The sequence below is a fragment of the Methylobacterium sp. J-068 genome (genome assembly GCF_022829445.1).
Lineage (GTDB): Bacteria > Pseudomonadota > Alphaproteobacteria > Rhizobiales > Beijerinckiaceae > Methylobacterium.
Genome location: NZ_JAKSXY010000083.1, coordinates 126,745 through 148,427, shown reverse-complemented (window position 1 = coordinate 148,427; position 21,683 = coordinate 126,745). Strand labels below are relative to the sequence as shown.

The following is a 21,683-nucleotide window of genomic DNA, read 5'->3' as shown; positions in this document are numbered from 1 at the left end:
CGATCTACGGACCCGGCGGCGCCCGTCGCCGATCAGGCAGCCTTGGCCGTATCGCGGGTCGGATAGTCGATGTAGCCTTCCGGTCCCTGGCTATACCAGGTCTTCTGCTCGTCCTTGTTCAGAGGCGCATGATCGACGAGGCGCTGCGGCAGGTCCGGGTTCGCGATGAAGGGGCGTCCGAACGCGATCGCTTCGGCGTACCCGGCGTCGAGGGCCTTCTGGGCGCTGGCACCATCGTAATCCGAATTGAGGATCAGCGGGCCGTCGAAGGCCGTCTTCATCGTCGGCGCGACCGGCGCATGGTTCGCGGTCCCGAAGGTTCCGTTCGGGCCGGGCTCGCGCAATTCGAGGAAGGCGATGCCGATCTTCGAGAGCGCCGCCGCTGCGGCGCCGAACAGGGCGTCGGGATTCGAATCGTCGACGCCCTGGATCGCGCCGTTCGGCGAGAGGCGTACCCCGGTCCGATCCTTGCCGACGGCGTCGGCCACCGTCTGGGTCACCTCGGTGAGCAGGCGGATGCGGTTCTCGACGGAGCCGCCATACGCGTCGGTGCGGAGGTTCGAGCCGTCGCGCAGGAATTGGTCGATGAGGTAGCCGTTCGCCGCGTGGATCTGCACGCCGTCGAACCCGGCCCGAATGGCGTTGCGGGCGGCGCGCTCGTAATCGGCCCGGAGCCGGGGCATCTCGTCGATCGAGAGCGGGCGGGCTTCCGCGTAGGGCTTCTTGCCCTCGTAGGTGTGCGCGGCGTCCGGCGCCGTGGTGGCCGAGGCCGAGACCGGCGGCTGGCCGCCGAGGAAATCCGGATGGACGATGCGGCCCATGTGCCAGAGCTGGCAGACTATCCTGCCGCCTGCATCGTGCACGGCCTGCACGATCGGCTTCCAGGCCTCGACCTGCTCATCGGACCAGATGCCCGGCGCGAAGGGCCAGCCGAGACCCTCCCGGGAGATGCCGGTAGCCTCCGTGAGGATGAGGCCGGCGCTCGCGCGCTGGCGATAATACTCCACCATGATCGGCGTCGGCACGTGCTCGCGGGTGGCGCGGCCACGGGTCAGCGGAGCCATGAAGACGCGGTTCTTGGCGTCGATCGCGCCGATGCGAATAGGGTCTGATAGGGAAGGCATGTGGGGACTCGCGTTGTTTCAAGGACAAACGGATGGAAGCCGCTCGGAGAGTGGCGCCGTCACGCCGACATCTGGGTCTTCGCGAAGGGAGGGCCAGACGTCCCGGCGCCCCGGCCCGGCAAGCTTGTGCGGGCGCGCACGCGGCAGGACGGCACCCGATCGGCGGGCCTGTCTCCGATCCAGGGAGCCGGCCCGCTCCGTGCCTCGATGAGGCCGGACCGGACACCCCCATCGTCGGCACGCTGTACCAGACCGCGAGGCTTCGCCCTCGTCGCGGCGTGATTCGTGTCGCGTGACATCCCCGGGCGGCCCCATCGCCGAGAGCGATGCCGAACGTGCCGCGCGCATGCGCGAAGGTGCATTTTAATACATATTTTCCGCGATGCGCGGTGAGGACGGGGAGCGATGGGCGCATGACAAAAATCCTGATCTGCTGATCGGAAGGCACCGGCACGGGTGTCCGGATCGGTCTCCATCAATATTCATCGCGATCTTCTAGACGCACCGATCCCTCTCGACCGGATTGGTCCGAAACACAGGCGCGGCTCTTCCGGTCTCCTGAACCAGCTTCCGTGCGCGAATCGCTAGCCCGTCCGCAGACTCGAAGGATTGCCTCGACAGTCTCGTGCTGCATTGCACAAATATTTGCGGATGAAAAACCTAAGCATCATTTGCAAGCTACCGCGAAGTTTGGCACTCAGAGCGGGCACGCCCTGGGAGACCATGCCAACACGGGCGGGACCGGCGCTCCGGAACCCGCCGCACGATCCATCCGATCATCGCGAGACCAGCCGCTACGGCCAACAAGTCCAAGAACGCGCCGTGAGCCCACCGGGCCATCATCACATCAAGGACGGTCGCATGACAGCATTGTTGCTTATCATCCTGGGCGGGCTCTGCGCCGTTGCCTACGGCATCGTCACGATCAACGACGTCATGAGGCGGGACGCCGGCACCCAGCGCATGCAGGAAATTGCCGGTGCCATCGCGGAGGGTGCGCAGGCCTATCTGCGGCGCCAATACGCCACCATCGCGATCGTCGGGCTCGTGCTGTTCGTGGCGCTCGCCTATTTCCTCGGTCTCAAGGTCGGCATCGGCTTCCTCATCGGTGCGGTGCTCTCGGGTGCCGCCGGCTTCATCGGAATGAACGTCTCGGTGCGCGCCAACGTCCGCACCGCCCAGGCCGCCTCGACCTCCCTCGGCGCCGGCCTCGACGTGGCCTTCAAGTCGGGTGCCGTCACCGGCATGTTCGTGGCCGGCCTAGCGCTCCTCGGCGTGGCGCTCTATTACGGCTATCTCACCCGCATCGCCGGGTTGGCCCCGGCCAGCCGCGACGTCATCGACGCGCTCGTGGCGCTCGGCTTCGGCGCCTCGCTGATCTCGATCTTCGCGCGCCTCGGCGGCGGCATCTTCACCAAGGGAGCGGATGTCGGCGGCGATCTCGTCGGCAAGGTCGAGGCGGGCATTCCTGAGGATGATCCGCGCAATCCCGCCACCATCGCGGACAATGTCGGCGACAATGTCGGTGACTGCGCCGGCATGGCGGCCGACCTGTTCGAGACCTACGCGGTGACCGTGGTCGCCACCATGGTGCTCGCCGCGATCTTCTTCTCCGGCCAGACCGACGTGGCCGGGCGCAACGTGCTCGAAGCCATGCTGCTCTACCCGCTGGCCATCGGCTCGTCCTGCATCCTCACCTCGATCGCCGGCACCTACGCGGTGCGGCTCGGCGCCAACCAGTCGATCATGGGGGCGCTCTACAAGGGCCTCGTCACGGCCGGTGTCCTCTCGATCGGGGCCATCGCCCTCGTCAACTTCGCGCTGTTCGGCGGCTTCGACACGCGCTTCACCACCAATGCGGGCGTCAGCTTCACCTCCGGTGGCCTGCTCGGCTGCGCGGTGATCGGCCTCGTCATCACGGCCCTCATCGTCGTCATCACCGAGTACTATACCGGCACCAACTTCCGGCCGGTGAAGTCCATCGCCGACGCCTCCGTGACCGGCCACGGCACGAACGTGATCCAGGGGCTCGCGGTCTCGCTGGAATCCACAGCACTGCCCGCCCTGGTGATCGTGGCGGGCATCATCAGCACCTATGCGCTGGCGGGCCTGTTCGGCATCGCCATCGCGGTCACCGCCATGCTGGCGCTGGCCGGCTTCATCGTCGCGCTGGACGCCTTCGGTCCCGTCACCGACAATGCGGGCGGCATCGCCGAGATGGCGGGATTGCCGCCGGACGTGCGCAAGTCCACCGACGCCCTCGACGCGGTCGGCAACACCACGAAGGCGGTCACGAAGGGCTACGCCATCGGCTCGGCCGGCCTCGGCGCCCTCGTGCTCTTCGCCGCCTACACCTCAGATCTGAACTACTTCATCGCCAATGCGAGCCCGACGCAGTACCGCTTCTTCCAGGGCGTGAGCGTCGATTTTTCGCTCTCCAACCCCTACGTGGTGGTCGGCCTGCTGCTCGGCGGCCTGATCCCCTTTCTGTTCGGCGGCATGGCGATGACGGCGGTCGGGCGCGCGGCCGGCGCCGTCGTGGAGGAGGTCCGCCGGCAGTTCCGCGAGAAGCCCGGCATCATGGCCGGCACCGACCGGCCGGATTACGGCCGGGCCGTCGACATGCTCACCCGCGCGGCGATCAAGGAGATGATCCTGCCCTCGCTCCTGCCGGTGCTGTCGCCGATCGTGCTGTTCTTCGTGATCCAGGCCATCGCGGGCAAGAGCCAGGCCTTCGCCACCGTCGGCGCTTCCCTCCTCGGCGTCATCCTCACCGGGCTCTACGTCGCGATCTCGATGACCTCGGGCGGCGGTGCCTGGGACAACGCCAAGAAATACATCGAGGACGGGCATCACGGCGGCAAGGGTTCCGACGCGCACAAGGCGGCGGTGACCGGCGACACCGTCGGCGATCCCTACAAGGACACCGCCGGCCCGGCCGTGAACCCGGCGATCAAGATCACCAACATCATCGCCCTGCTGCTCCTGGCGGTGCTGGCGCATAGCTGACCGCCGGGCCAGCCCGAGCCGCATCACGCTTCAATCCAGGGCCTTCGACGAGGGGCGGCCCTGGATCGTTCGCGGACAGGACACGTGGCGAAACACCCCGGCGCGTCGCCGTCGGGACTCTAGAAATGGCTGAACGAACCGGTGCCGATGCCGAGCGTCCGGCCCGAGGCCTCGCGAAAGGTCGGCCTGGTCTCGCCGGTCGTGACGATGCCGATGCAGGTGAGCGGGCAGCCGGCCGCGTCGGCCTCGATCCGGAGCGCGTCGAGGCGTTCCGGCGCGACCGCGCAGAGGATCTCGTAATCGTCGCCGCCGGAGACAATGGGCATGATCGTCTCGGGCGCCGCCGCCAGCACGCGGGCGGCGGCTTCGGACAGGGGCAGCGCGGCGAGGTCGATCTCCGCCGAGCGGCCCTCCCCCTTCAGCATCTTGGCCAGATCCCCGGCGAGCCCGTCCGAGATGTCCATCGCGGCCCGGGCGTGGCGGCGCAGGATGGCGGCCAGGGCGATGCGCGGGCGCGGATGCCAGTAGCGGTCGATCAGGGCGGCGCGGTCCGCGGCATCGACCCTGCCGGCCCAGGCCGGTGGAGACGCTCCGCGCAGGATGAGGCCGAGGGCCGCATCGCCGATGGTGCCGCTGACGCAGAGACGGTCGCCGATCCGCGCTCCCATCCGCCGAAGCATGGTGCCGTGCGGCACCTCGCCGATCGCTGTGACGCCGATCACCGCCGGCCCGGCCGCCCGTACGGTGTCTCCGCCGAGGAGATGGCCGCCGAACGCCGCCAGCCCTTCGCGCAGGCCCGCCGTGAAGGCGGCGAGCCAGTCCTCGGTCCAGTCATCGGGCAGGGCCAGCGTGAGCAGATAACCGCGCGGGTCCGCGCCCTTGGCGGCCAGATCCGAGACGTTCACGCCGAGCGCTTTCCGGGCGATCGATGCCGGCGGGTCGTCGGGAAAGTAATGCACGCCGGCCACGATGGCATCGGCGGTCAGGACGAGGTCGTGGCCGGGCGTCGGCGTCAGGGTCGCGGCGTCGTCGCGAAGCCCGTCCGCGCCGGGGCCGGCGAGCGGCGCGAAGTAGCGCGCGATCAGCCCGTCCTCGTCCGGCCGGGCCACGCGGATCAGCCTCGGCCGGAGGCCGGCAGGCCGGCGAATTCGTTGCCACGCACCTCGCGCGCGACCTTGTCGAGGACGCCGTTGATCAGGCCCGGCTCGTCGCCGTCGTAGAAGCTGTGGGCGACATCGACATATTCCGTGATCGCGACCCGGGCCGGCACGTCGCGCCGGTACATCAGCTCGTAGGCGCCCGCCCGCAGGATCGCGCGCAGCACCGTCTCGATGCGCTTCAGCGGCCAGCCCGATGCGAGGGCGCCGTCGAGCTGCGGATCGATGGCCCGCTGCTCGTCCACGACGCCCCGCAGCAGGTCGCGGAAGAACGCGATCTCGGCCTGCGGATGCGCGATCCCGTCGACCTCCCGGCCGATCCAGAAGGATTCGAACTCGGCCAGGGCCTCGATCACGCCCTTGCCCGAGATTTCCATGTCGTAGAGCGCCTGGACCACGGCGAGGCGCGCGCCGCTCCGCTCGGAGCTCTTCACCTCAGCGTTGCTGGCCATTTCGATCAATCCTCTCCGACCGGCATCGCCGATGCGGCGCGCTTGAGCGCCAGCACCGCGAGCGCGGCCTCGGCGGCACCGCCGCCCTTGTTCATTTCGGCGACGCGCGCGCGGGCCTGGGCCTGCGCCTCGGTCTCGACCGTCAGGATTCCGTTGCCGAGCGGAAGGCGCAGGGTGACGGACAGATCCATCAGGGCGCGCGCGCTCTCGCCGGCGACGATGTCGTAATGCCCCGTCTCGCCGCGAATGACGCAGCCGAGCGCCACCACCGCGTCGTAGGGCTGACCCGCCCGGGTCGCGGCCTCGACCAGGATCGCGATCGCGGCGGGAATTTCCAGCGCGCCCGGCACGGTCACCACGACGGTCTCGGCCTCGGCCGTCGCCAGGGTGCCGCGCGCACCGGCAAGAAGCTCGTCGGCGAGGTCTTCGTAGTAGCGCGCCTCGACCACGAGGATGCGGGCGCCCTTGACGTTGGCGGGAGCAGGGCGGCTGATATGTGCGATCGATACCATCGGGGGCCTTCACGGGTGCGATCGGCGTGGGGCAGGCCGCCGACCCGCTTCGGCCGTTGGGCCTGACGAGGCGACGTCGACCGGTGCGCACGGGTCGACCGGCAGGGCATGTCCCTTGATCGCAGGCCGGAGCGATAGACCGAAGGCGCCGCTGCGACAAGCGCGGCCCCTGGATTTACCGGCTTCGCGCCTTCGCCGACCCATCAGCCGTCGATCCGTCCCGCCGCGAGTCCTGAATTTGCGATGGGATCGAGCGGCGTTTCCGGCTGGATCGGATCGTCCGGCCCAACCTCGTCCGATCCCGCCGTGACGACCTCGTGAGGCCGTCGCTTTCAATCCTGCGAGGCCGGTCTGACCGTCAGATCATACAAAGCCATTCCGATCGGCCTGAGATCCTCACCCATTCCCGCGTCGGCCGGAGCCAGCGGATCGTCGACATCGATGGTGACGACGAGGGTATCGCTGAGACTGGGATCGATCGTCGCGGTGTAGGACTGGATGCCGGTTCGGGTTTCACGATGCTCGTAGGCCCGGCCGCCGTTGACGCGCACCACGAAGCTCGAACTCAGGCGTTCCGCGCACAGGAAGTGATTGGCCCTGAAGTCGAGTTTCAGCAGCAGCGGCGCCGCATCGCGCGTTCGCATCGCCAAGGGAAGAAAAAGCGTGAGGCGACCTCTGATCCAAGCCCCCCAGGTTTCGGGCTCGTACAAGGAGTCCGATGCCGAATACGGATGTCCGTTTCCCTCTGTCCCGAAGAACAGCGGCGTGCCCAAGGTGTAGATCGGAATGGATTTTTTCTCGGAACCCTGACGTTTCGCGACGAACGCCGCAAACTCGGTCAGGGAATCGATGGTGCCCAGTGCGATCCGCTGCGCCTGGGCCTGGGCATCGAAAGCCGGCACGGCCATTGCGGCCGGTCGAGGCTTGGCGGTCTCTGCATGCCGGCGAGAGCGCTCCTTTGCACGCTCGAGCGATTCCGACGCCGAGCCGTCGCGCCGATCGCTGTAGGTCGACAGGGCGGACGTCCATTTCGCGTCGAAGTGCCGTTTGTTTTTCCGCTCGTCGAAGATCTTGTCGTACCGGGCCGTGCTCGAACTCCGACGACGGTGAACGACGGAGGCGGGCTCGCACATCAGCTGGTAGCCCTGTTGTTGCAGGGCGATCGAGAAATCCGTGTCGACATAGGACGCGAGATACAGGGCCTCGTCGAAGCCCCCGACCGCGTCCCACGCGGAGACGGGTACCAGCAGGGAGCTCGACGCGCAGCAATCGATCTCCATCACCTGCTGGAGATCGGCCGCGGATGGAGCGGGCCCCTCCCCCCACGGCGGCAGTCGCTCTCCATCGCTGAAGAGGAATGAGCCCGCGTATTGGAGTTCGCCGTCGGGGAAGAGGATTTTGCTCATCACGGCGCCGGCGTTGGGATGCGTCCGTGCGCAACGTATCAGCGGCTCGAGCCATCCATCCGTAACTTCACTGTCATCGCGAAGGACGATGAGAAATTCACCGGTTGCTTCAGCACGGCCACGGTTGAGGCCGCCGGCGAAGCCTAGAGGAATTTCAGATCTGACAAAGCGAGCGTTGTGCGCCGATGGCCGGATCAGTTGCTCATATTCCCCGGACACTCCGTTGAGAACGACGATGACCTCGTACGCCAAATCTGCCGGAATGTGCGCTTCGACTGAGCGAAGGCAACCTGCCAAGTGCAATTTTTCCGACGAAACCGAAATAATAACCGACACAATCGGAGCATCGCGATCCTGCGGCGAAGTGCGCGGCGATATATCTTCCATGAGTGTTTGCGAGATATCCGGCATTTTAGTTTCCTAGACGCTCGATCGCCGTCAAATGTCATATCTCGATTAAAGGACATTCTGCCGTAAAGCTAGGCCACCTTACGGGGTGGGCATTTTTCGAAGATGGTGGGCCTTTCGGGACGGCGCGTCCGCCCGCCATCCAATCGGACTCGTCGATAACCGATCGGGCGCCTCGAGATGGCGGTTCGCGCACGGAGGGCGGAAGTCGCGATCGAGGGCGCTTCGCGCAAGCGGCTCGTCCGATGACGGACCGGCCGGCGCCACGTCTCCGTGGCGCCGGAATTCGGAGCCCGGATTCGGACTGGAAACCAGGGCGCGGGAAAGCGGACGCAACGCGCCTCATCCGGGACCGTCTCCGCTTCGATCGAGCGGAGACGGTCCCGGGCTCTTCAGGCGGGGCGTTCGGAGAGACGCGCGGCGTAGCGGGCGATCAGGTCGATCTCGAGGTTGAGGACGTCGCCCACCCGCCGCTCCCCCCAGGTGGTCACCGCGAGCGTGTGCGGGATCAGGAGCACCGAGAACAGGTCGTCGTCGACGGTGTTGACGGTCAGGGAGGTGCCGTCGAGGCAGACCGAACCCTTCTCGGCGATGAAGCGGGCGAGATGGGCCGGTGCGCGCAGGGTGAAGCGGTCCGAGGGGGCCCATTGCGGGTCGCTCGCGCCGCCCGTGACGGCCTCCCGCGCCACGAGTTCGGCGAGCCCGTCCACGTGTCCGCTGACGAGATGGCCGCCGAGTTCGTCGCCGATCCTGAGGGAGCGTTCGAGGTTCAGGCGCCGGCCCTCGCGCCACGCGCCCACATGGGTGCGCGCCAGGGTCTCGGCGGCGGCGTCGATCGCGAAGACGCAGCCGTCCTCGGTCGGCTCCACCGCCACCACCGTGAGGCAGGGACCCGAGCAGGCGATGGAAGCCCCGAGTGCGATCGAGGCGGGATCGTAGTGCGAGCGGATGCGGATCCGGCGCAGGCGGTCGTCGCCCGTGACGGACACCACCTCTCCGACATCGCTGACGAGACCGGTGAACATCTCAAACGCTCCGCTCGTAGGTGACCGCCTGGTCCGGACCGAGATGATGGGTCTCGATCGGCTTCAGGTCGCCGTTCGCGAGCCGATCCGCAAGGGCGGGGCCGATCGCAGGCAGTCCACCGGCGCCGTTCAGCGCGTTCGGGCCGGTGATCAGGGTGAAGACGTCGACCAGATCCGCGGCCGCGAGCGCGTCGGCGAGATGCGGGCCGCCCTCGCAGCACACCCGCGTGATCCCGCGCTCGGCCAGGGCCCGCAGTGCCGCGGACAGGTCGATCCGGCCGGCGCGATCGGAATCGACGCCGATCACCTCGACCCCGAAGGACGCGAGCATCCGCTTGGCGTGGACCGGCGCCCGTCGCGTGGTGACGACGAGGGTCGGGATGTCCCGGGCACTGCGCACCAGATAGGTCGAGGGCAGGATGCGCAGCGAGGAATCGAGCACGACCCGCAGGGGCGATCGGTCCGTCAGGCCGGGCAGGCGCACGGTCAAGGCGGGGTCGTCCGCGCGCGCGGTGCCGATCCCGACGAGGATCGCGTCGGCATGGGCGCGCCAGAGATGCACGGCGCCGTCCGCGATCGGTCCGGTGATGCGCAGGCGCTCCGCGGGCGCTCCGGCGAAACCGTCCCGGGTCTGCGCGAGCTTGAGGTGCAGGCTCGGCCGCCCTTTCGTCACGCGGGTGACGTGCCCGCGATGGTCGCGGGCCGCTTCGGCCCCCAGGACGCCCGTGGTCACCGCGATGCCGGCTTCCCGCAGGAGGCGGTGTCCGCGCCCGGCCACGCGCGGATCGGGGTCCTCCAGCGCGGTGACGACGCGCGTCACACCGGACGCGATGATCGCATCCGTGCAGGGCGGCGTCCGGCCGTGATGCGAGCAGGGTTCCAGGCTGACATGAAGCGTGGCGCCGTGCGACGCCGCTCCGGCCATCGCCAGGGCCAGGGGTTCCGCGTGCGGCCGGCCGCCCGGCGCCGTGACGCCCTGCCCGACGATCCGTTCGGCGCCCGCCTCGCCCGCCACCACCACGGCGCCGACGGACGGGTTCGGCCAGGTCCGCCCCAGGTTGCGGTGCCCCAGCGCGAGGGCCAGGCCCATGAACCGGCTGTCGGCCCCGCTCATGAGGAGGACCGGGGCTGCCGCTTCGGTCGCAGGGCCGTCACCTTGGCGGCCGGCCCCTCCTCGGCCGGGGCCGACGCGGCGAGGGCCGGGTCGATCGGATCGACGAGGGTACCGAGCAGCGCCTTGAAGTCGCTGGCCTCGCGGAAATTCTTATAGACCGAGGCGAAGCGCACGTAGGCGACGTCGTCGAGTCCCTTCAGACCCTCCATCACCAGCTCGCCGATGGCCTCGCTCCCGATCTCGGCCTCGCCGCCGCTCTCGAGCTGGCGCGTGATGCCGCTGACCAGCCGCTCGATCCGGTCCGGTTCGACTGGGCGCTTGCGCAGGGCGACGTCGATGGAGCGCTGCAGCTTGTCCCGGTCGAAGGGCACGCGCTTGCCCGAGCGCTTGAGCACGGTGAGTTCGCGCAGCTGCACCCGCTCGAAGGTGGTGAAGCGGCCGCCGCAATCCGGGCAGACGCGTCGCCGCCGGATTGCCGCCGCGTCGTCGCTGGGGCGCGAATCCTTCACCTGCGTGTCGGGACCGCCGCAATAGGGACACCGCATCGGACGGACACCTGCGAGGGACGGAGATCCGCGGGAGATGCGGATCCGGACAAAAGCGAACGGCCGCGGACCCGAGGGTCCGCGGCCGCTGCATGGCATGGTGAGGGGCGCTCGTTCAAGCGCCTCGCGAGGCGCCGCGAGCGGCGCGTCGCGCCTCAGCCGTAGATGGGGAACCGGTCGGTGAGTGCGTGCACGCGGCTCTTCACGCTGGCCTCGACCTCGGAATCACCGCCCTCGCCCTTGGCCACGAGGCCGTCGAGCACCTCGACGATGAAGCCGCCGATCTGCTTGAACTCCGCGACGCCGAAGCCGCGCGAGGTGCCGGCCGGGGTGCCGAGACGGATGCCCGAGGTGATCGTGGGCTTCTGGGTGTCGAAGGGCACGCCGTTCTTGTTGCAGGTGATGTCGGCGCGGCTGAGCGCGGCTTCCGCCGCCTTGCCCGTGAGGCCCTTCTTCTGAAGGTCGACCAGCATGAGGTGGTTGTCGGTCCCGCCGGATGTGATGTCGTAGCCGCCCGAGATCAGGGTGTCGGCCAGCGCCTTGGCGTTCTCGATGACCTGACGGGCGTAGATCTTGAACTCGGGCTTCAGGGCCTCGCCGAAGGCCACCGCCTTGCCGGCGATGACGTGCATGAGCGGGCCACCCTGGAGGCCGGGGAAGATCGCCGAGTTGAACTTCTTGGCCAGCGCCTCGTCGTTCGTGAGGATCATGCCGCCGCGCGGGCCGCGCAGGGTCTTGTGGGTCGTGGTGGTGGCGACGTGCGCGTGCGGGAACGGCGACGGGTGGACGCCTGCGGCGACGAGGCCGGCGAAGTGGGCCATGTCGACGAAGAAGTAGGCGCCGACGGCATCGGCGATCTCACGGAACTTGGCGAAGTCCCAGTGACGCGGATAGCCCGAGCCGCCCGCGATGATCACCTTGGGCTTGTGCTCGTGGGCGAGACGCTCGACCTGCTCCATGTCGATGCGCTGGTCGTCGCGGCGCACGGTGTAGGAGACGGGCTTGAACCACTTGCCCGAGACGTTCGGGGGGGCGCCGTGGGTGAGGTGGCCGCCGGCGGCGAGATCGAGGCCGAGGAAGGTGTCGCCCGGCTGCATGAGGGCCATGAACACGCCCTGGTTCGCCTGGGAGCCGGAATTCGGCTGTACGTTGGCGAAGCCGCAATCGAACAGGCGCTTGGCGCGCTCGATGGCGAGGTTCTCGGCGATGTCCACGAACTGGCAACCGCCATAGTAGCGCCGGCCCGGATAGCCCTCGGCGTACTTGTTGGTCAGCACCGAACCCTGCGCTTCCAGCACGGCGCGGGAGACGATGTTCTCGGAGGCGATCAGCTCGATCTCATGCTGCTGGCGGCCGAGTTCCTGGGCCACCGCCTGGGCGATCTCCGGATCCGCCTCCGTGAGGGGAGCCGCGAAGAACGAGTTGGAGAAGTGCTTGTCGGCAGCGGTACCGGCGCTCATGGATGGCCTCGATTGTTGAACGGGCGGACGCACCCGTAATCCGCTGGCGTTAAGCGGGCGGGCGTTCGAAGGCTGGATTACTACACGCGGCCGGTTCCAAGGCCAAGCGCAGGCATTTTTTTGCGTGTCGTCAAAAAAATTCAGCACAGAGCCCGCGGCGTGGCGTCGATCACGAAGCAACCCGTGTCGTGGCGTCGCATCCACCACGCAAAAGGCCCGCGCCGGGAAGCGCGGGCCTGAATGCCGAGCGGTTTGCCGAAGACCTAAGTCTCAGATCAAACCCGTTTGATCCCTCCGAGAGGGCGAGTTTGAGCTTCGCACAAGCGTCGCGCGGGCTGAGTGAGACCGTCTTCCGCTTCGATCAAGCGGAAGGCGGTCTCAGTTCTCCTCGTCGCCCGGCTCGAAGCTCTGGACCTGCTCGGCGCTGGCGACCGGAGTCGGGGCCGAGAGGGTCGAGGGCACGTTCACGCCGTCGCGCTTGTAGATATCGTCACGGAATTGCACCGAGCCGTCCGGGGTCGACCAGGCAGTGATGTAGGTCCAGTAGACCGGCACCGGGCTCGCCAGGGTGGCGTCGACGCGCTTGCCGCTCTCGATGGCCTGCTCCACCTGATCGCGGCCCCAGCCGGGCGTGTCCTTCAGGAGCCAGGTGATGTACTCGCGCACGTTCTGCACGCGGACGCAGCCGGAAGAGATGAAGCGGAAGTCGTCGCCGAACACGCCCTTGGTGTTCGTATCGTGCATGAACACGCCGTAGGGATTCGGAATGTTGATGCGCACGATGCCCATCGAGTTGAAGTCGGCGCCCGAATCCTGGCGGTAGCGGTAGCGCGTGCCCTCGTCCGAGTTCCAGTTCACCGAGGCCGGGGAGATCTCGGTCTCGCCCGAGAAGATGCGGATCTTGTTCTCGGTGAGGTAGGTCGGGTCCTTCTGCATCTTGGGGATCAGGTCCTTCTTCACAATGGAAGCCGGGACCGTCCAGAAGGGGTTGAAATTGATCTGCGTCGCCTTGGTGTTCATGATCGGCGATTGCCGGTCGATCTTGCCGACGCCGGCGGCGTGCAGGGTCACGACCTGACCGTTCTCCACCGTCTGAACCAGGGCGGCGGGGATGTTGGTGATGACGAAGCGGTTGCCGAGGTTGCCGGCGTAGGAGCGCAGGCGCACCACGTTGATCTCGAGCTGGTGCAGGCGGACGTCGGCCGGCACGTTCATGGCCTGCTGCGTCGTCAGGCTCATGGCGCCGGTCTGGCTCAGGCCGTGCCGGGCCTGGAAGCGCTTCACGCCGGCCGCGACGTAGGAATCGTAAACGCCCGAACCGCCGGAGGCCGGGTCGAGGTCGCCCGTGATGATCAGGCGCTGGCGCAGGGCGGCCACCGCCGGACCCTTGGCGCCGACGCGCAGGCGGTCGGCGCCCGAGACCGGCTTCCAGCCACCGCGGTTCACGATGTCCCGGTAGCGCTCGATCATCTGCTCGGTGGCCGCCACGGTCTGCGGCGACAGGATCGGCGTCGAGGAGCGCTGCACCTGCATGGTGGCGGGCGACGCGTAGTCCTGCGCCCACTCGGCCTGCGCGAAGCCGCCGGCCTCGCGCGCCATCGCGGACGAACCGAGGACGGTCGCCGATGCGAGCAGCGCGAAACCGAGCGAGCGGGTGTGGAAAGCCTGTTTCAGCATCGGACGTGAACTCTGATCTGATTTACGAAGCGACATGTGACGCCCGTCGTCCCAACGCGCCACGCCGGGATCTCGAACGCCCCGCGCCGCGAACGTGTCGGGGTAGGGTTAAGAACTCATGGTCACCCGGCCACATTGTGGCGCGGCGTGTCTTATCCCCGTCTTCCCCTGTCACATCCCCTCGACTGCGGCCCGTGTGCCACAGCACCGTGTGATGCCGGGCGATCGGCATGGCGGAGGCGCGGCCGATGGGCTATGCGGATCGGCGATGATGTCACGGGCGACCCGAGCAGGCCGCGCACGAACGGCTCCCCTGCGCGCGGTCACGGCGGTGATCGCGCTCTACGCGTTCATTCTGCACGCCGTGCTCGGCGGGCTGGCGCCCCTGCCATCGGTCCTCGATCATGGCGTGCTCTGCCTCGGGCAGATCGACGGCGCATCGGCCGATCCGGGCGACCCGGCCGCCGCGCATCACGGGCCCGCCGCCTGCTGCACCGTTCCGTCCGCGCTCGGCGCGCTTCTCCCCGAAGGTGTGACGCAGCCCGTCTCGTGGCCTCGTGGGGTGGTGAACGTCGTGGATTGGCGCACCCAATCCCCTGTCTCGGCCCGGGGTCCGCCCGGAACGATCGCCCATCCGCGGGGTCCCCCCACCGTCTGAACCGATCGCCCTCCCTCGATCCCTTCAGACACGGACCCTGACCCATGAACCGAATTGTCCGGGCCGAGCGCGTCGCCGGCCTCATCCTCGCCCTTTCCAGCACCGCCGCCTTCGCGCACGCCACCCTCGAGCGCAAGGAGGCGAGCCCGAACGCCAGCTATCGCGGCGTCGTGCAGATCACCCATGGCTGCAATGGCCAGCCGACGAATCGCGTCAGCGTCACGATTCCCGAGGGCATCGTCGGCGCCAAGCCGATGCCGAAGCCCGGCTGGACGGTGAGCACGGAGAAGGGGGCCTATGCGCGCGCCTATCCGTACTTCCACGGTGACATCCGGGAGGGCGTGAAGACCATCACCTGGACCGGCGGCAGCCTGCCCGACGATCAGGTGGACGAGTTCACCTTCCTCGCCCGCGTCACCGACGCGTTCGCGCCCGGCAGCACGATCTACTTCCCGATCGAGCAGGATTGCGACAAGGGCCAGTATCGCTGGAGCGAGATCCCGGCGGCGGGCCAGGATGCACACGCCTTGAAATCGCCGGCCCCGGGCGTCCGGGTCGTGGCGGCCGCGGCCAAGACTGCGCCGGCGGCTGCGTCCGGCGTCAAGGCCGGCGACCTGACCATCGACACGCCCTGGATGCGCGCGACGCCCGGCGGCGCCAAGGTCGCGGGCGGCTATGTCCGTGTCACCAACACCGGCACGCAACCGGACCGCCTCACCGGCGCGTCGATCCCCCTCGCGGCGCGCAGCGCGATCCACTCCATGAGCATGGACGGCGGCGTGATGCGGATGGCGGCCGTGGAGGGAGGGCTCGTCATCAAGCCGGGCGAGACCGTGGAACTCAAGCCCGGCGGCCTTCACCTGATGTTCGAGGATCTCTCGGGCGCGCCGAAGGCCGGTGACGTGATCCAGGGCACCCTCACCTTCGAGCGCGCGGGCTCCGTGCCGGTGAGCTTCAGCGTCGCGCCCATCGGCGCGATGAAGCCGGCTGGGGCCATGCCCGGTCCGGCGGCGCAGGGTCATCACGACCACTGATTCCGGTTATCGTCGCGGGGCGGTCCCTCCACGCGATGCGGGGGGATGCCCGGCTCCGTATCCGGTCAGATCGCCCCCGACTTTCGGCAACGCAGCGCCGCGCGTCCGTTCGAGCGTCCATCGTCGTTCTCTCACCGGGATGACGTCGGCCCCTTCGCGTCGCCGCGAAGCGCGGGCCCGTGATCCGGAGCCTTCCCGATGTCCCATTTCCCGCGCGTCCGTCGCCCGTTCTCCACCGCACGCCTCCTGGCCGGCGTCTCGATCCTCGTCCTCTGCCAGTCTCCCCTCCAGCGCGCCCTGGCGCAGGAGGTTGCCGCCGCCACGCTCTCCGAACTCAGCGTCGAGGGGGTGGCGTCCGGTTCGCTCACCGTTCCGAGCGTATCGGCGCAGCGCGCGGCCGTGAACGCCACGGTCGGCTCGGTGGCCTTCGTCGATGCCAGTTCGTTCCAGGACCGCTACGCGAACACGCTGCGGGACACCCTCAAGGAGGTGCCGGGCGTCTACGTGCAGGAGCGGTACGGGCAGGAGTTGCGCCTCTCGGTGCGCGGCTCGGGCATCTCGCGCGGGTTCCACCTGCGTGGGCTCGAACTGTTGCAGGACGGCATTCCGCTGAATCTCGCCGATGGCAGCGGCGACTTCTACCAGATCGATCCGCTCGCCCAGCGTTCGATCGAGGTCTACAAGGGCGGCAACGCGCTGACCTTCGGGGCGACGACGCTCGGCGGCGCGATCAACTTCGTCACGCCCACGGCCCACACCGCGTTCGCGCCCAACATCCTGCGGATCGACGGCGGATCGTTCAACACCATCCGGGAGAACTTCCAGGTCTCGCGTATCTCCGGCCCGGCCGACGTCCTGATCAACGGCACGATCACGAATTCGGACGGCTACCGGGACCATGAGACCCAGCGGACGCAGAACCTCAACGCCAATCTCGGCTACCGGCTCGCGCCCGGCGTCGAGACGCGGTTCTACGTGGGCCTCTATCTGACCGACCAGAAGCTGCCCGGCACGCTGAGCCTCTACAACGCCCTGAACAATCCGACCCTGGCCAATCCCACCGCGATCTCGGGCAACCAGTCGCGCAAGGTCGAGACCGAACGGGTAGCCAACCGCACCTCGTTCGCCCTCGATGTCGGCAAGCTCGATATCGACACCTGGGCGATCCACAAATCGCTGTACCACCCGATCTTCCAGGTCATCGACCAGGACGGCTGGACCTACGGGATCGCACCCCACTGGTCGGGCAGCTTCGACATCGCCGGGTATCGCAACGAGACGATCCTCGGCCTGCGGGCCTTCGCCGGTCAGAACTCGGCGCTCCAGTTCGTCAATGTCGCCGGCCAGCGCGGCGCCCAGACCCTGCGCGCGGTCCAGAGCGCGTCCAACTACGAGGCCTATGGCGAGAACCGCTTCTGGTTCCTGCCGGATGTCGCACTCATGGCCGGCGCCAAGGCGTTCTCGTCGAACCGCACCTACAGCAACAAGGGAGGCTTCTCGGGCGCGAACCAGTTCCCGTCCTTCGCCAACGAGACCTACGAGGGTATCAACCCGAAGCTCGGTCTGCTCTGGCAGCCCCTGCCCGAGATCCAGGTCTTCGGCGACATCACCCGCTCGCGCGATGTGCCGGACTTCTCGGACCTCGTGCAGACGAACGCGCTCAACACCACCTTCGTGCCGCTGCGGTCGCAGCGCGCGCTGACCTACGAGGCCGGTACGCGCGGCCGCATCGACCGGCTCTCGTGGGACCTGACGCTCTATCGCTCGGAGATTCGCGACGAGCTGATCAACTTCTCGATCAATCCGGGCCTCAACATCCCGGCCGCAACCTTCAACGCGCCACGGACCCGCCACCAGGGCGTCGAGGCGGCGGTCTCGCTCGATCTGGCGCGGGACCTCCTGGGCCCGGGCGACGGGGTCGGCGTCTCGCAGGTCTGGACCCACAACGACTTCCGCTTCGTCAGCGACCCGGTCTTCACCGACAACCGGATCGCCGGCATCCCGACGGACGTGCTGCGGACGGTGCTGACCTATCGAAACCGCGACGGATTCCGCCTCAGCCCGTCCGTCGACTGGGTGCCGCGGGGCGCCTTCGCGGACCACGCCAACACCCTGAAGGTGCCGGGCTACGCGCTGTTCAACGTCGAGGCCGGCATCGACTTCCGCAACGGCGTCTCGCTCTTCGTCGACGCCCGCAACCTCATGGACACCCGCTACGTCTCCGACATCGCGGTGGTGACGAACGCCGCCGCGATCGTCGGAGGCCCGGTGGCCTTCTATCCCGGCGTCGGGCGCAGCGTGTTCGGAGGCCTGCGCGCGGCGTTCTAGCCGGTGAACAGCACCCGGTGCATCACCCGGCCCGGTACCAGCGTGAACAGCCCGGTGATCACGAGTCCGCCGATGAACAACCCGATCATGGTCCAGCGATGGGCCTCGATCCGGCCTGCGCGAGCCAAAGCGATCCCGGCGGCGAGCGCGCCGAGGGTGACGAGCGACAGGCCGTGAATCCAACTGAAGGGTCCGACCTGCCGCGATGCGTGGATGCCGAAGGAGGACAGGGCGACGAAGGCCAGGAGGCCGACCCAGACCCGGCCGAGTCCGCGATGTGCCCGGGTGCCCTTCGGCAACGCGAATTGAAGCGCTCCGAGCCCGAGACCGAGGATCGCCGCGAGGGCGTGGGCCTGAATGACCGGGCCAGTGACGAGGAGAGGTTCCAGGGTCATGACTCGCCTCGCCGGGCCCGCTATGTTGACGCCAGCACCATGAAAGGATGTGTGGGCAGTGTCAACATCCGATCGGACGGCCTACCACCATGGCGACCTTCGCCGCGCACTCCTGGATGGCGCACTCGAGATCCTGCGTCGGGAGGGGGTCGGCGCGGTGAGCCTGCGCGAGGTCGCCCGCGTGGCCGGGGTGTCGCACAATGCGCCGTACCGGCACTTTTCCAGCCGTGAGGCCCTGTTGGCCGGTGTCGCGGCGGAGGGGTTTCATCGCCTTCGTGCGCGCCTCGTGGCGGCCGGCAACGAGCTGACCGCACTGGGCGCGGCCTACCTCGCCTTCGCGGTCGTGGAACGCCCGTGCTTTCTGCTGATGTTTGGCAGCACCCTCTGCAAGGCCGACTTCCCCGACCTGGCCGCGGCCGCGACCGATGCGCTGATGACTCTGGACCGGATCGCGGCTGGTCGGGCCACGTCGACGGGCGGCCCGGTCGATCCCGATGTAATCGGGGCGGACACGCTGCGCGCCTGGGCGATCGTTCATGGCTTCGCGCATCTCGTCGCCGACGGACAATTGAGCTTGGAGGCGGCCTCGCGTGCCCTCGCGGCCGATGGCAAGGGCTGTCCGGAACCGCGAGACGCCGTCGCGCGTGAGCGTCCGGCCGGGACGTGATCCGTCCCGGCCGGCTGTTCGTGTCGCCTCAGTAGAGGCCGCCGGCCTGGGCGGCACGGTCCGCGTCGGGCGGCACGGCGGCGGGGGGGCCGCTCTGGGCGGGCGCCGCGACATAGGCGTCCGGCGGTGCGGTGCCGGGCTTGAACGCCTCGAGGATCGTGCCGGGGCCGTCGCCCGAGCCGGCCCGCATGCCCGTGGAGGCCGAGACGCGGATCAGCTTGATGCCGGGCGGCACGCGGAACGGGGTGGGCGGCTTGTCCTTCAACGCCTGCTTCAGGAAGTCGAGGGCGATGGGCGCGGCGAGACCGCCGCCGGTGGCCCGGTCGCCTAGGGAGCGCGGCTTGTCGAAGCCGAGATAGACACCCACCGCGAGATCCGGCGAGAAGCCCACGAACCACGCGTCCTTGGCGTCGTTCGTCGTGCCGGTCTTGCCGGCGAGCGGCTTGCCGATCTGCTTCAGGATGGTGGCGGTGCCGCGCTGGACCACGCCCTCCATGATCGAGACCATCTGGTAGGCGGTGAGCGGGTCGAGCACCTGCTCGGAATCGTCCACCAGCTTCGGTTCGTCCTGGCCCGACCACTTCTCGGCATCGCAGCCGAGGCACTTGCGGTTGTCGTGCTTGTAGATGGTCTCGCCGACCCGGTCCTGGATGCGGTCGATCAGGGTCGGCCGGATGCGCCGGCCGCCATTGGCGAGCATCGAATAGGCCGTGACCATGCGCATGACCGTGGTCTCGCCGGCGCCGAGCGACATCGGCAGCACGGGCAGCATGTCGTCGTAGACGCCGAAGCGGCGGGCGTATTCGGCGATCAGCGGCATGCCCACGTCCTTGGCGAGCCGGACCGTCATCAGGTTCTTCGAATGCTCGATGCCGTAGCGCAGCGTATGCGGCCCGCCCGACTTGCCGTCGTAGTTCGAGGGCGACCATGCTTCCTGGCCCGGCCCCGCCTCGATGGTGATCGGCGAATCCTGCACGATGGAGGACGGGGTGTAGCCGTTGTCCAGCGCCGCCGAGTAGACGATCGGCTTGAACGAGGAGCCCGGCTGGCGCATCGCCTGGGTGGCGCGGTTGAACTGGCTCTCGTCGTAGGAGAAGCCGCCCACCATCGCGTGGACGCGGCCCGTATAGGGGTCCATCGCCACGATGGCGCCGGAGATTTCCGGGCGCTGGCGGAGGCGGTACTGGCCGCGCCCACCGTCGATGGCCTCCACATAGACCACGTCGCCGGGGTTGAGCGCGGCGGCGGGCGAGCGCCCGGTCCAGCGCGTGCCGTCGGCGCCGATGGTGCCGGTCTCCCGGTCCTTGGCGACGTGCCCGGAAGCCTCGCGGCGGGGCTGAAGGCCGATCTGCGCGGCGCCGCCCGTGGTGCTCAGCACCACCGCGAGGCGCCAGGGTGCCACGTCGCCGAGGCCGGAGACCTCCGCCACCGCGAGCCCCCAGTCGCGACCGACGAGGTCGACCTTGGCCTGCGCCCCGCGCCAGCCATGCGACTGGTCGTACCGGATCAGACCGTCCACCAGCGCCTTGCGCGCCCAGGCCTGCATCTTCGGGTCGAGGGTGGCGCGCACGGAGAGACCGCCCTCGTAGAGCTTCTTCTCGCCGTAGCGCTCGGCGATCTCGCGGCGCACTTCCTCGGTGAAGTAGTTGGCGTTGGCGGCGTTGGCGAAGGCGACGCGCGGGTTCACGCCGAGCGGCATCTTGCGGGCGGCCTCGGCCTCCTCCTTCGTGATGTACCCGTTCTGGGCCATCAGGCCGATGATCTCGTTGCGCCGGTCGAGCGCCTTCTGGGTCTGGCGATAGGGGTGGTAGTTGTTCGGGCCCTTCGGCAGGGCGGCGAGGTAGGCCGCCTCGTTGATCGTCAGCTCGTGGACGGACTTGCCGAAATAGTCGAGCGCGGCCGCCGCGACCCCGTGCAGGTTGCGGCCGGGCACGATGGTGCCGAGGAAGATCTCGTTGAGGTAGAGTTCGAGGATCTTGTCCTTCGAATAGGCGGCCTCGATCCGGAAGGCGATCAGCGCCTCCTTGGCTTTGCGCTCGAAGGTCTGCTCCGGAGAGAGCAGGAAGTTCTTGGCGACCTGCTGGGTGATCGTGGAGGCGCCCTGCTTCTTGCCGCTCTTGAAGTTCGTCAGCGCGGCGCGGACCAGCCCCTCGGGGTCGACGCCGCCATGCTTGTAGAAGTTCTTGTCCTCGGCCGAGAGGAAGGCCGCGACCACGATCTTCGGCATGGCCTGGATCGGCAGATAGAGGCGGCGTTCGCTGGCATATTCGGCGAGCAGCGAGCCGTCGGCCGCATGCACGCGGCTCATCACCGGCGGCTCGTAATTGGCGAGCGCGGCGTGGTCCGGCAGGTCCTGGCTGAACTTCCAGTAGAAGAACGCCGCGCCCGCCGCGCCCAGCACGAACATCATCGCGCCGATGCTGAACAGGAAGCCGAAGAAACGAAGGATGAAGCGCATCCGGGTCCCGTCCGTCGATGATCCACCGCCGCCGGCCGGCCGCGAACACACGTGCCACACCGGCAAGTGCCCTCTCGGACCGTGTCGCATTCCGAAAAGCAAGAGACTTTCGGAATGCGCGGGCGTCGCCGCGCGTTTTGCGGGCGAGCCCCTGATGTGGCGGCGTTCGCTCGTGAGCCCCGCGACGATTCCCGCCGAGACTTCATCGACGTCGAACGGGCCGGGGCGCTGTGAGCCCCGGTTTCACAACCATT

17 protein-coding genes are annotated in these 21,683 nt (G+C 68.4%); 5 read left to right on the top strand and 12 right to left on the bottom strand.

What is annotated here, in order from left to right; all coding sequences use genetic code 11:
- Nucleotides 1-32: 32 nt before the first annotated feature.
- Nucleotides 33-1,124 carry an alkene reductase gene (locus MKK54_RS13250; protein WP_244011431.1) on the bottom strand — a complete coding sequence of 364 codons (1,092 nt, stop codon included), beginning with the start codon at nucleotides 1,122-1,124 and terminating at the stop codon, nucleotides 33-35.
- Nucleotides 1,125-1,985: 861 nt separating this feature from the next.
- Here MKK54_RS13250 and MKK54_RS13245 point away from each other — a divergent pair.
- On the top strand, nucleotides 1,986-4,133 hold the full coding sequence (locus MKK54_RS13245; RefSeq protein WP_244011430.1) for a sodium-translocating pyrophosphatase: 2,148 nt from the start codon (nucleotides 1,986-1,988) through the stop codon (nucleotides 4,131-4,133).
- Nucleotides 4,134-4,252: 119 nt separating this feature from the next.
- Here the strand turns inward: MKK54_RS13245 and thiL are convergent, their stop codons facing one another.
- From thiL to MKK54_RS13200, 9 genes are all read right to left on the bottom strand, one after another.
- The gene (thiL, locus tag MKK54_RS13240) at nucleotides 4,253-5,242 is read right to left on the bottom strand and encodes a thiamine-phosphate kinase (protein WP_244011429.1); all 990 of its coding nucleotides are present in this window, start codon (nucleotides 5,240-5,242) and stop codon (nucleotides 4,253-4,255) included.
- Nucleotides 5,243-5,247: 5 nt separating this feature from the next.
- Entirely contained in the window at nucleotides 5,248-5,742 is a 495-nt protein-coding gene (gene nusB, locus MKK54_RS13235) for a transcription antitermination factor NusB (protein ID WP_244011428.1), read from the bottom strand.
- Between the two features lie 5 nt (nucleotides 5,743-5,747).
- Entirely contained in the window at nucleotides 5,748-6,254 is a 507-nt protein-coding gene (gene ribH, locus MKK54_RS13230; protein WP_244011427.1) for a 6,7-dimethyl-8-ribityllumazine synthase, read from the bottom strand.
- Between the two features lie 332 nt (nucleotides 6,255-6,586).
- Nucleotides 6,587-8,071, bottom strand: a complete 1,485-nt coding sequence (locus MKK54_RS13225; RefSeq protein WP_244011426.1) for a glycosyltransferase family 2 protein — start codon at nucleotides 8,069-8,071, stop codon at nucleotides 6,587-6,589.
- 389 nt (nucleotides 8,072-8,460) lie between these two features.
- Nucleotides 8,461-9,093, bottom strand: coding sequence for a riboflavin synthase (locus MKK54_RS13220; protein ID WP_244011425.1), 633 nt, complete (start codon nucleotides 9,091-9,093; stop codon nucleotides 8,461-8,463).
- A gap of 1 nt (nucleotide 9,094) precedes the next feature.
- On the bottom strand, nucleotides 9,095-10,207 hold the full coding sequence (ribD, locus tag MKK54_RS13215) for a bifunctional diaminohydroxyphosphoribosylaminopyrimidine deaminase/5-amino-6-(5-phosphoribosylamino)uracil reductase RibD (RefSeq protein WP_244011424.1): 1,113 nt from the start codon (nucleotides 10,205-10,207) through the stop codon (nucleotides 9,095-9,097).
- Entirely contained in the window at nucleotides 10,204-10,752 is a 549-nt protein-coding gene (nrdR, locus tag MKK54_RS13210; RefSeq protein ID WP_244011423.1) for a transcriptional regulator NrdR, read from the bottom strand. Before nrdR ends, ribD begins: the two co-directional genes overlap by 4 nt.
- A gap of 155 nt (nucleotides 10,753-10,907) precedes the next feature.
- Nucleotides 10,908-12,212, bottom strand: a complete 1,305-nt coding sequence (gene glyA / locus MKK54_RS13205) for a serine hydroxymethyltransferase (protein WP_244011422.1) — start codon at nucleotides 12,210-12,212, stop codon at nucleotides 10,908-10,910.
- Nucleotides 12,213-12,590: 378 nt separating this feature from the next.
- Entirely contained in the window at nucleotides 12,591-13,889 is a 1,299-nt protein-coding gene (locus MKK54_RS13200; RefSeq protein WP_244011421.1) for a murein L,D-transpeptidase, read from the bottom strand.
- Nucleotides 13,890-14,157: 268 nt separating this feature from the next.
- Here MKK54_RS13200 and MKK54_RS13195 point away from each other — a divergent pair, with 268 nt between their 5' ends.
- The 3 genes from MKK54_RS13195 (at nucleotide 14,158) to MKK54_RS13185 (ending at nucleotide 17,909) form a co-directional block, all read left to right on the top strand.
- Nucleotides 14,158-14,547, top strand: coding sequence for a hypothetical protein (locus MKK54_RS13195; protein WP_244011420.1), 390 nt, complete (start codon nucleotides 14,158-14,160; stop codon nucleotides 14,545-14,547).
- 44 nt (nucleotides 14,548-14,591) lie between these two features.
- Nucleotides 14,592-15,581, top strand: a complete 990-nt coding sequence (locus MKK54_RS13190) for a DUF1775 domain-containing protein (protein ID WP_244011419.1) — start codon at nucleotides 14,592-14,594, stop codon at nucleotides 15,579-15,581.
- A gap of 198 nt (nucleotides 15,582-15,779) precedes the next feature.
- Nucleotides 15,780-17,909, top strand: coding sequence for a TonB-dependent receptor family protein (locus tag MKK54_RS13185; protein WP_244011418.1), 2,130 nt, complete (start codon nucleotides 15,780-15,782; stop codon nucleotides 17,907-17,909).
- Here MKK54_RS13185 and MKK54_RS13180 read toward each other — a convergent pair.
- Nucleotides 17,906-18,304, bottom strand: coding sequence for a DUF2306 domain-containing protein (locus MKK54_RS13180; RefSeq protein WP_244011417.1), 399 nt, complete (start codon nucleotides 18,302-18,304; stop codon nucleotides 17,906-17,908). The two genes, MKK54_RS13185 and MKK54_RS13180, sit on opposite strands and share 4 nt — an antisense overlap.
- 58 nt (nucleotides 18,305-18,362) lie before the next feature.
- On the opposite strand from MKK54_RS13180, the gene MKK54_RS13175 reads away from it, so the two are divergent.
- On the top strand, nucleotides 18,363-18,971 hold the full coding sequence (locus MKK54_RS13175; protein ID WP_244011416.1) for a TetR/AcrR family transcriptional regulator: 609 nt from the start codon (nucleotides 18,363-18,365) through the stop codon (nucleotides 18,969-18,971).
- Nucleotides 18,972-18,999: 28 nt separating this feature from the next.
- Here MKK54_RS13175 and MKK54_RS13170 read toward each other — a convergent pair whose 3' ends face one another.
- Nucleotides 19,000-21,429 carry a penicillin-binding protein 1A gene (locus tag MKK54_RS13170; protein ID WP_244011415.1) on the bottom strand — a complete coding sequence of 810 codons (2,430 nt, stop codon included), beginning with the start codon at nucleotides 21,427-21,429 and terminating at the stop codon, nucleotides 19,000-19,002.
- Nucleotides 21,430-21,683 lie beyond the last annotated feature (254 nt).

Bases quoted from the DNA above. Each gene is read 5' to 3' on its own strand.
- MKK54_RS13250 (WP_244011431.1), bottom strand. From the start codon at position 1,124: ATGCCTTCCCTATCAGACCCTATTCGCATCGGCGCGATCGACGCCAAG.
- MKK54_RS13245 (WP_244011430.1), top strand. From the start codon at position 1,986: ATGACAGCATTGTTGCTTATCATCCTGGGCGGGCTCTGCGCCGTTGCC.
- nusB (WP_244011428.1), bottom strand. From the start codon at position 5,742: ATGGCCAGCAACGCTGAGGTGAAGAGCTCCGAGCGGAGCGGCGCGCGC.
- ribH (WP_244011427.1), bottom strand. From the start codon at position 6,254: ATGGTATCGATCGCACATATCAGCCGCCCTGCTCCCGCCAACGTCAAG.
- MKK54_RS13225 (WP_244011426.1), bottom strand. From the start codon at position 8,071: ATGCCGGATATCTCGCAAACACTCATGGAAGATATATCGCCGCGCACT.
- MKK54_RS13220 (WP_244011425.1), bottom strand. From the start codon at position 9,093: ATGTTCACCGGTCTCGTCAGCGATGTCGGAGAGGTGGTGTCCGTCACG.
- ribD (WP_244011424.1), bottom strand. From the start codon at position 10,207: ATGAGCGGGGCCGACAGCCGGTTCATGGGCCTGGCCCTCGCGCTGGGG.
- nrdR (WP_244011423.1), bottom strand. From the start codon at position 10,752: ATGCGGTGTCCCTATTGCGGCGGTCCCGACACGCAGGTGAAGGATTCG.
- glyA (WP_244011422.1), bottom strand. From the start codon at position 12,212: ATGAGCGCCGGTACCGCTGCCGACAAGCACTTCTCCAACTCGTTCTTC.
- MKK54_RS13200 (WP_244011421.1), bottom strand. From the start codon at position 13,889: ATGCTGAAACAGGCTTTCCACACCCGCTCGCTCGGTTTCGCGCTGCTC.
- MKK54_RS13195 (WP_244011420.1), top strand. From the start codon at position 14,158: ATGATGTCACGGGCGACCCGAGCAGGCCGCGCACGAACGGCTCCCCTG.
- MKK54_RS13190 (WP_244011419.1), top strand. From the start codon at position 14,592: ATGAACCGAATTGTCCGGGCCGAGCGCGTCGCCGGCCTCATCCTCGCC.
- MKK54_RS13185 (WP_244011418.1), top strand. From the start codon at position 15,780: ATGTCCCATTTCCCGCGCGTCCGTCGCCCGTTCTCCACCGCACGCCTC.
- MKK54_RS13180 (WP_244011417.1), bottom strand. From the start codon at position 18,304: ATGACCCTGGAACCTCTCCTCGTCACTGGCCCGGTCATTCAGGCCCAC.
- MKK54_RS13170 (WP_244011415.1), bottom strand. From the start codon at position 21,429: ATGCGCTTCATCCTTCGTTTCTTCGGCTTCCTGTTCAGCATCGGCGCG.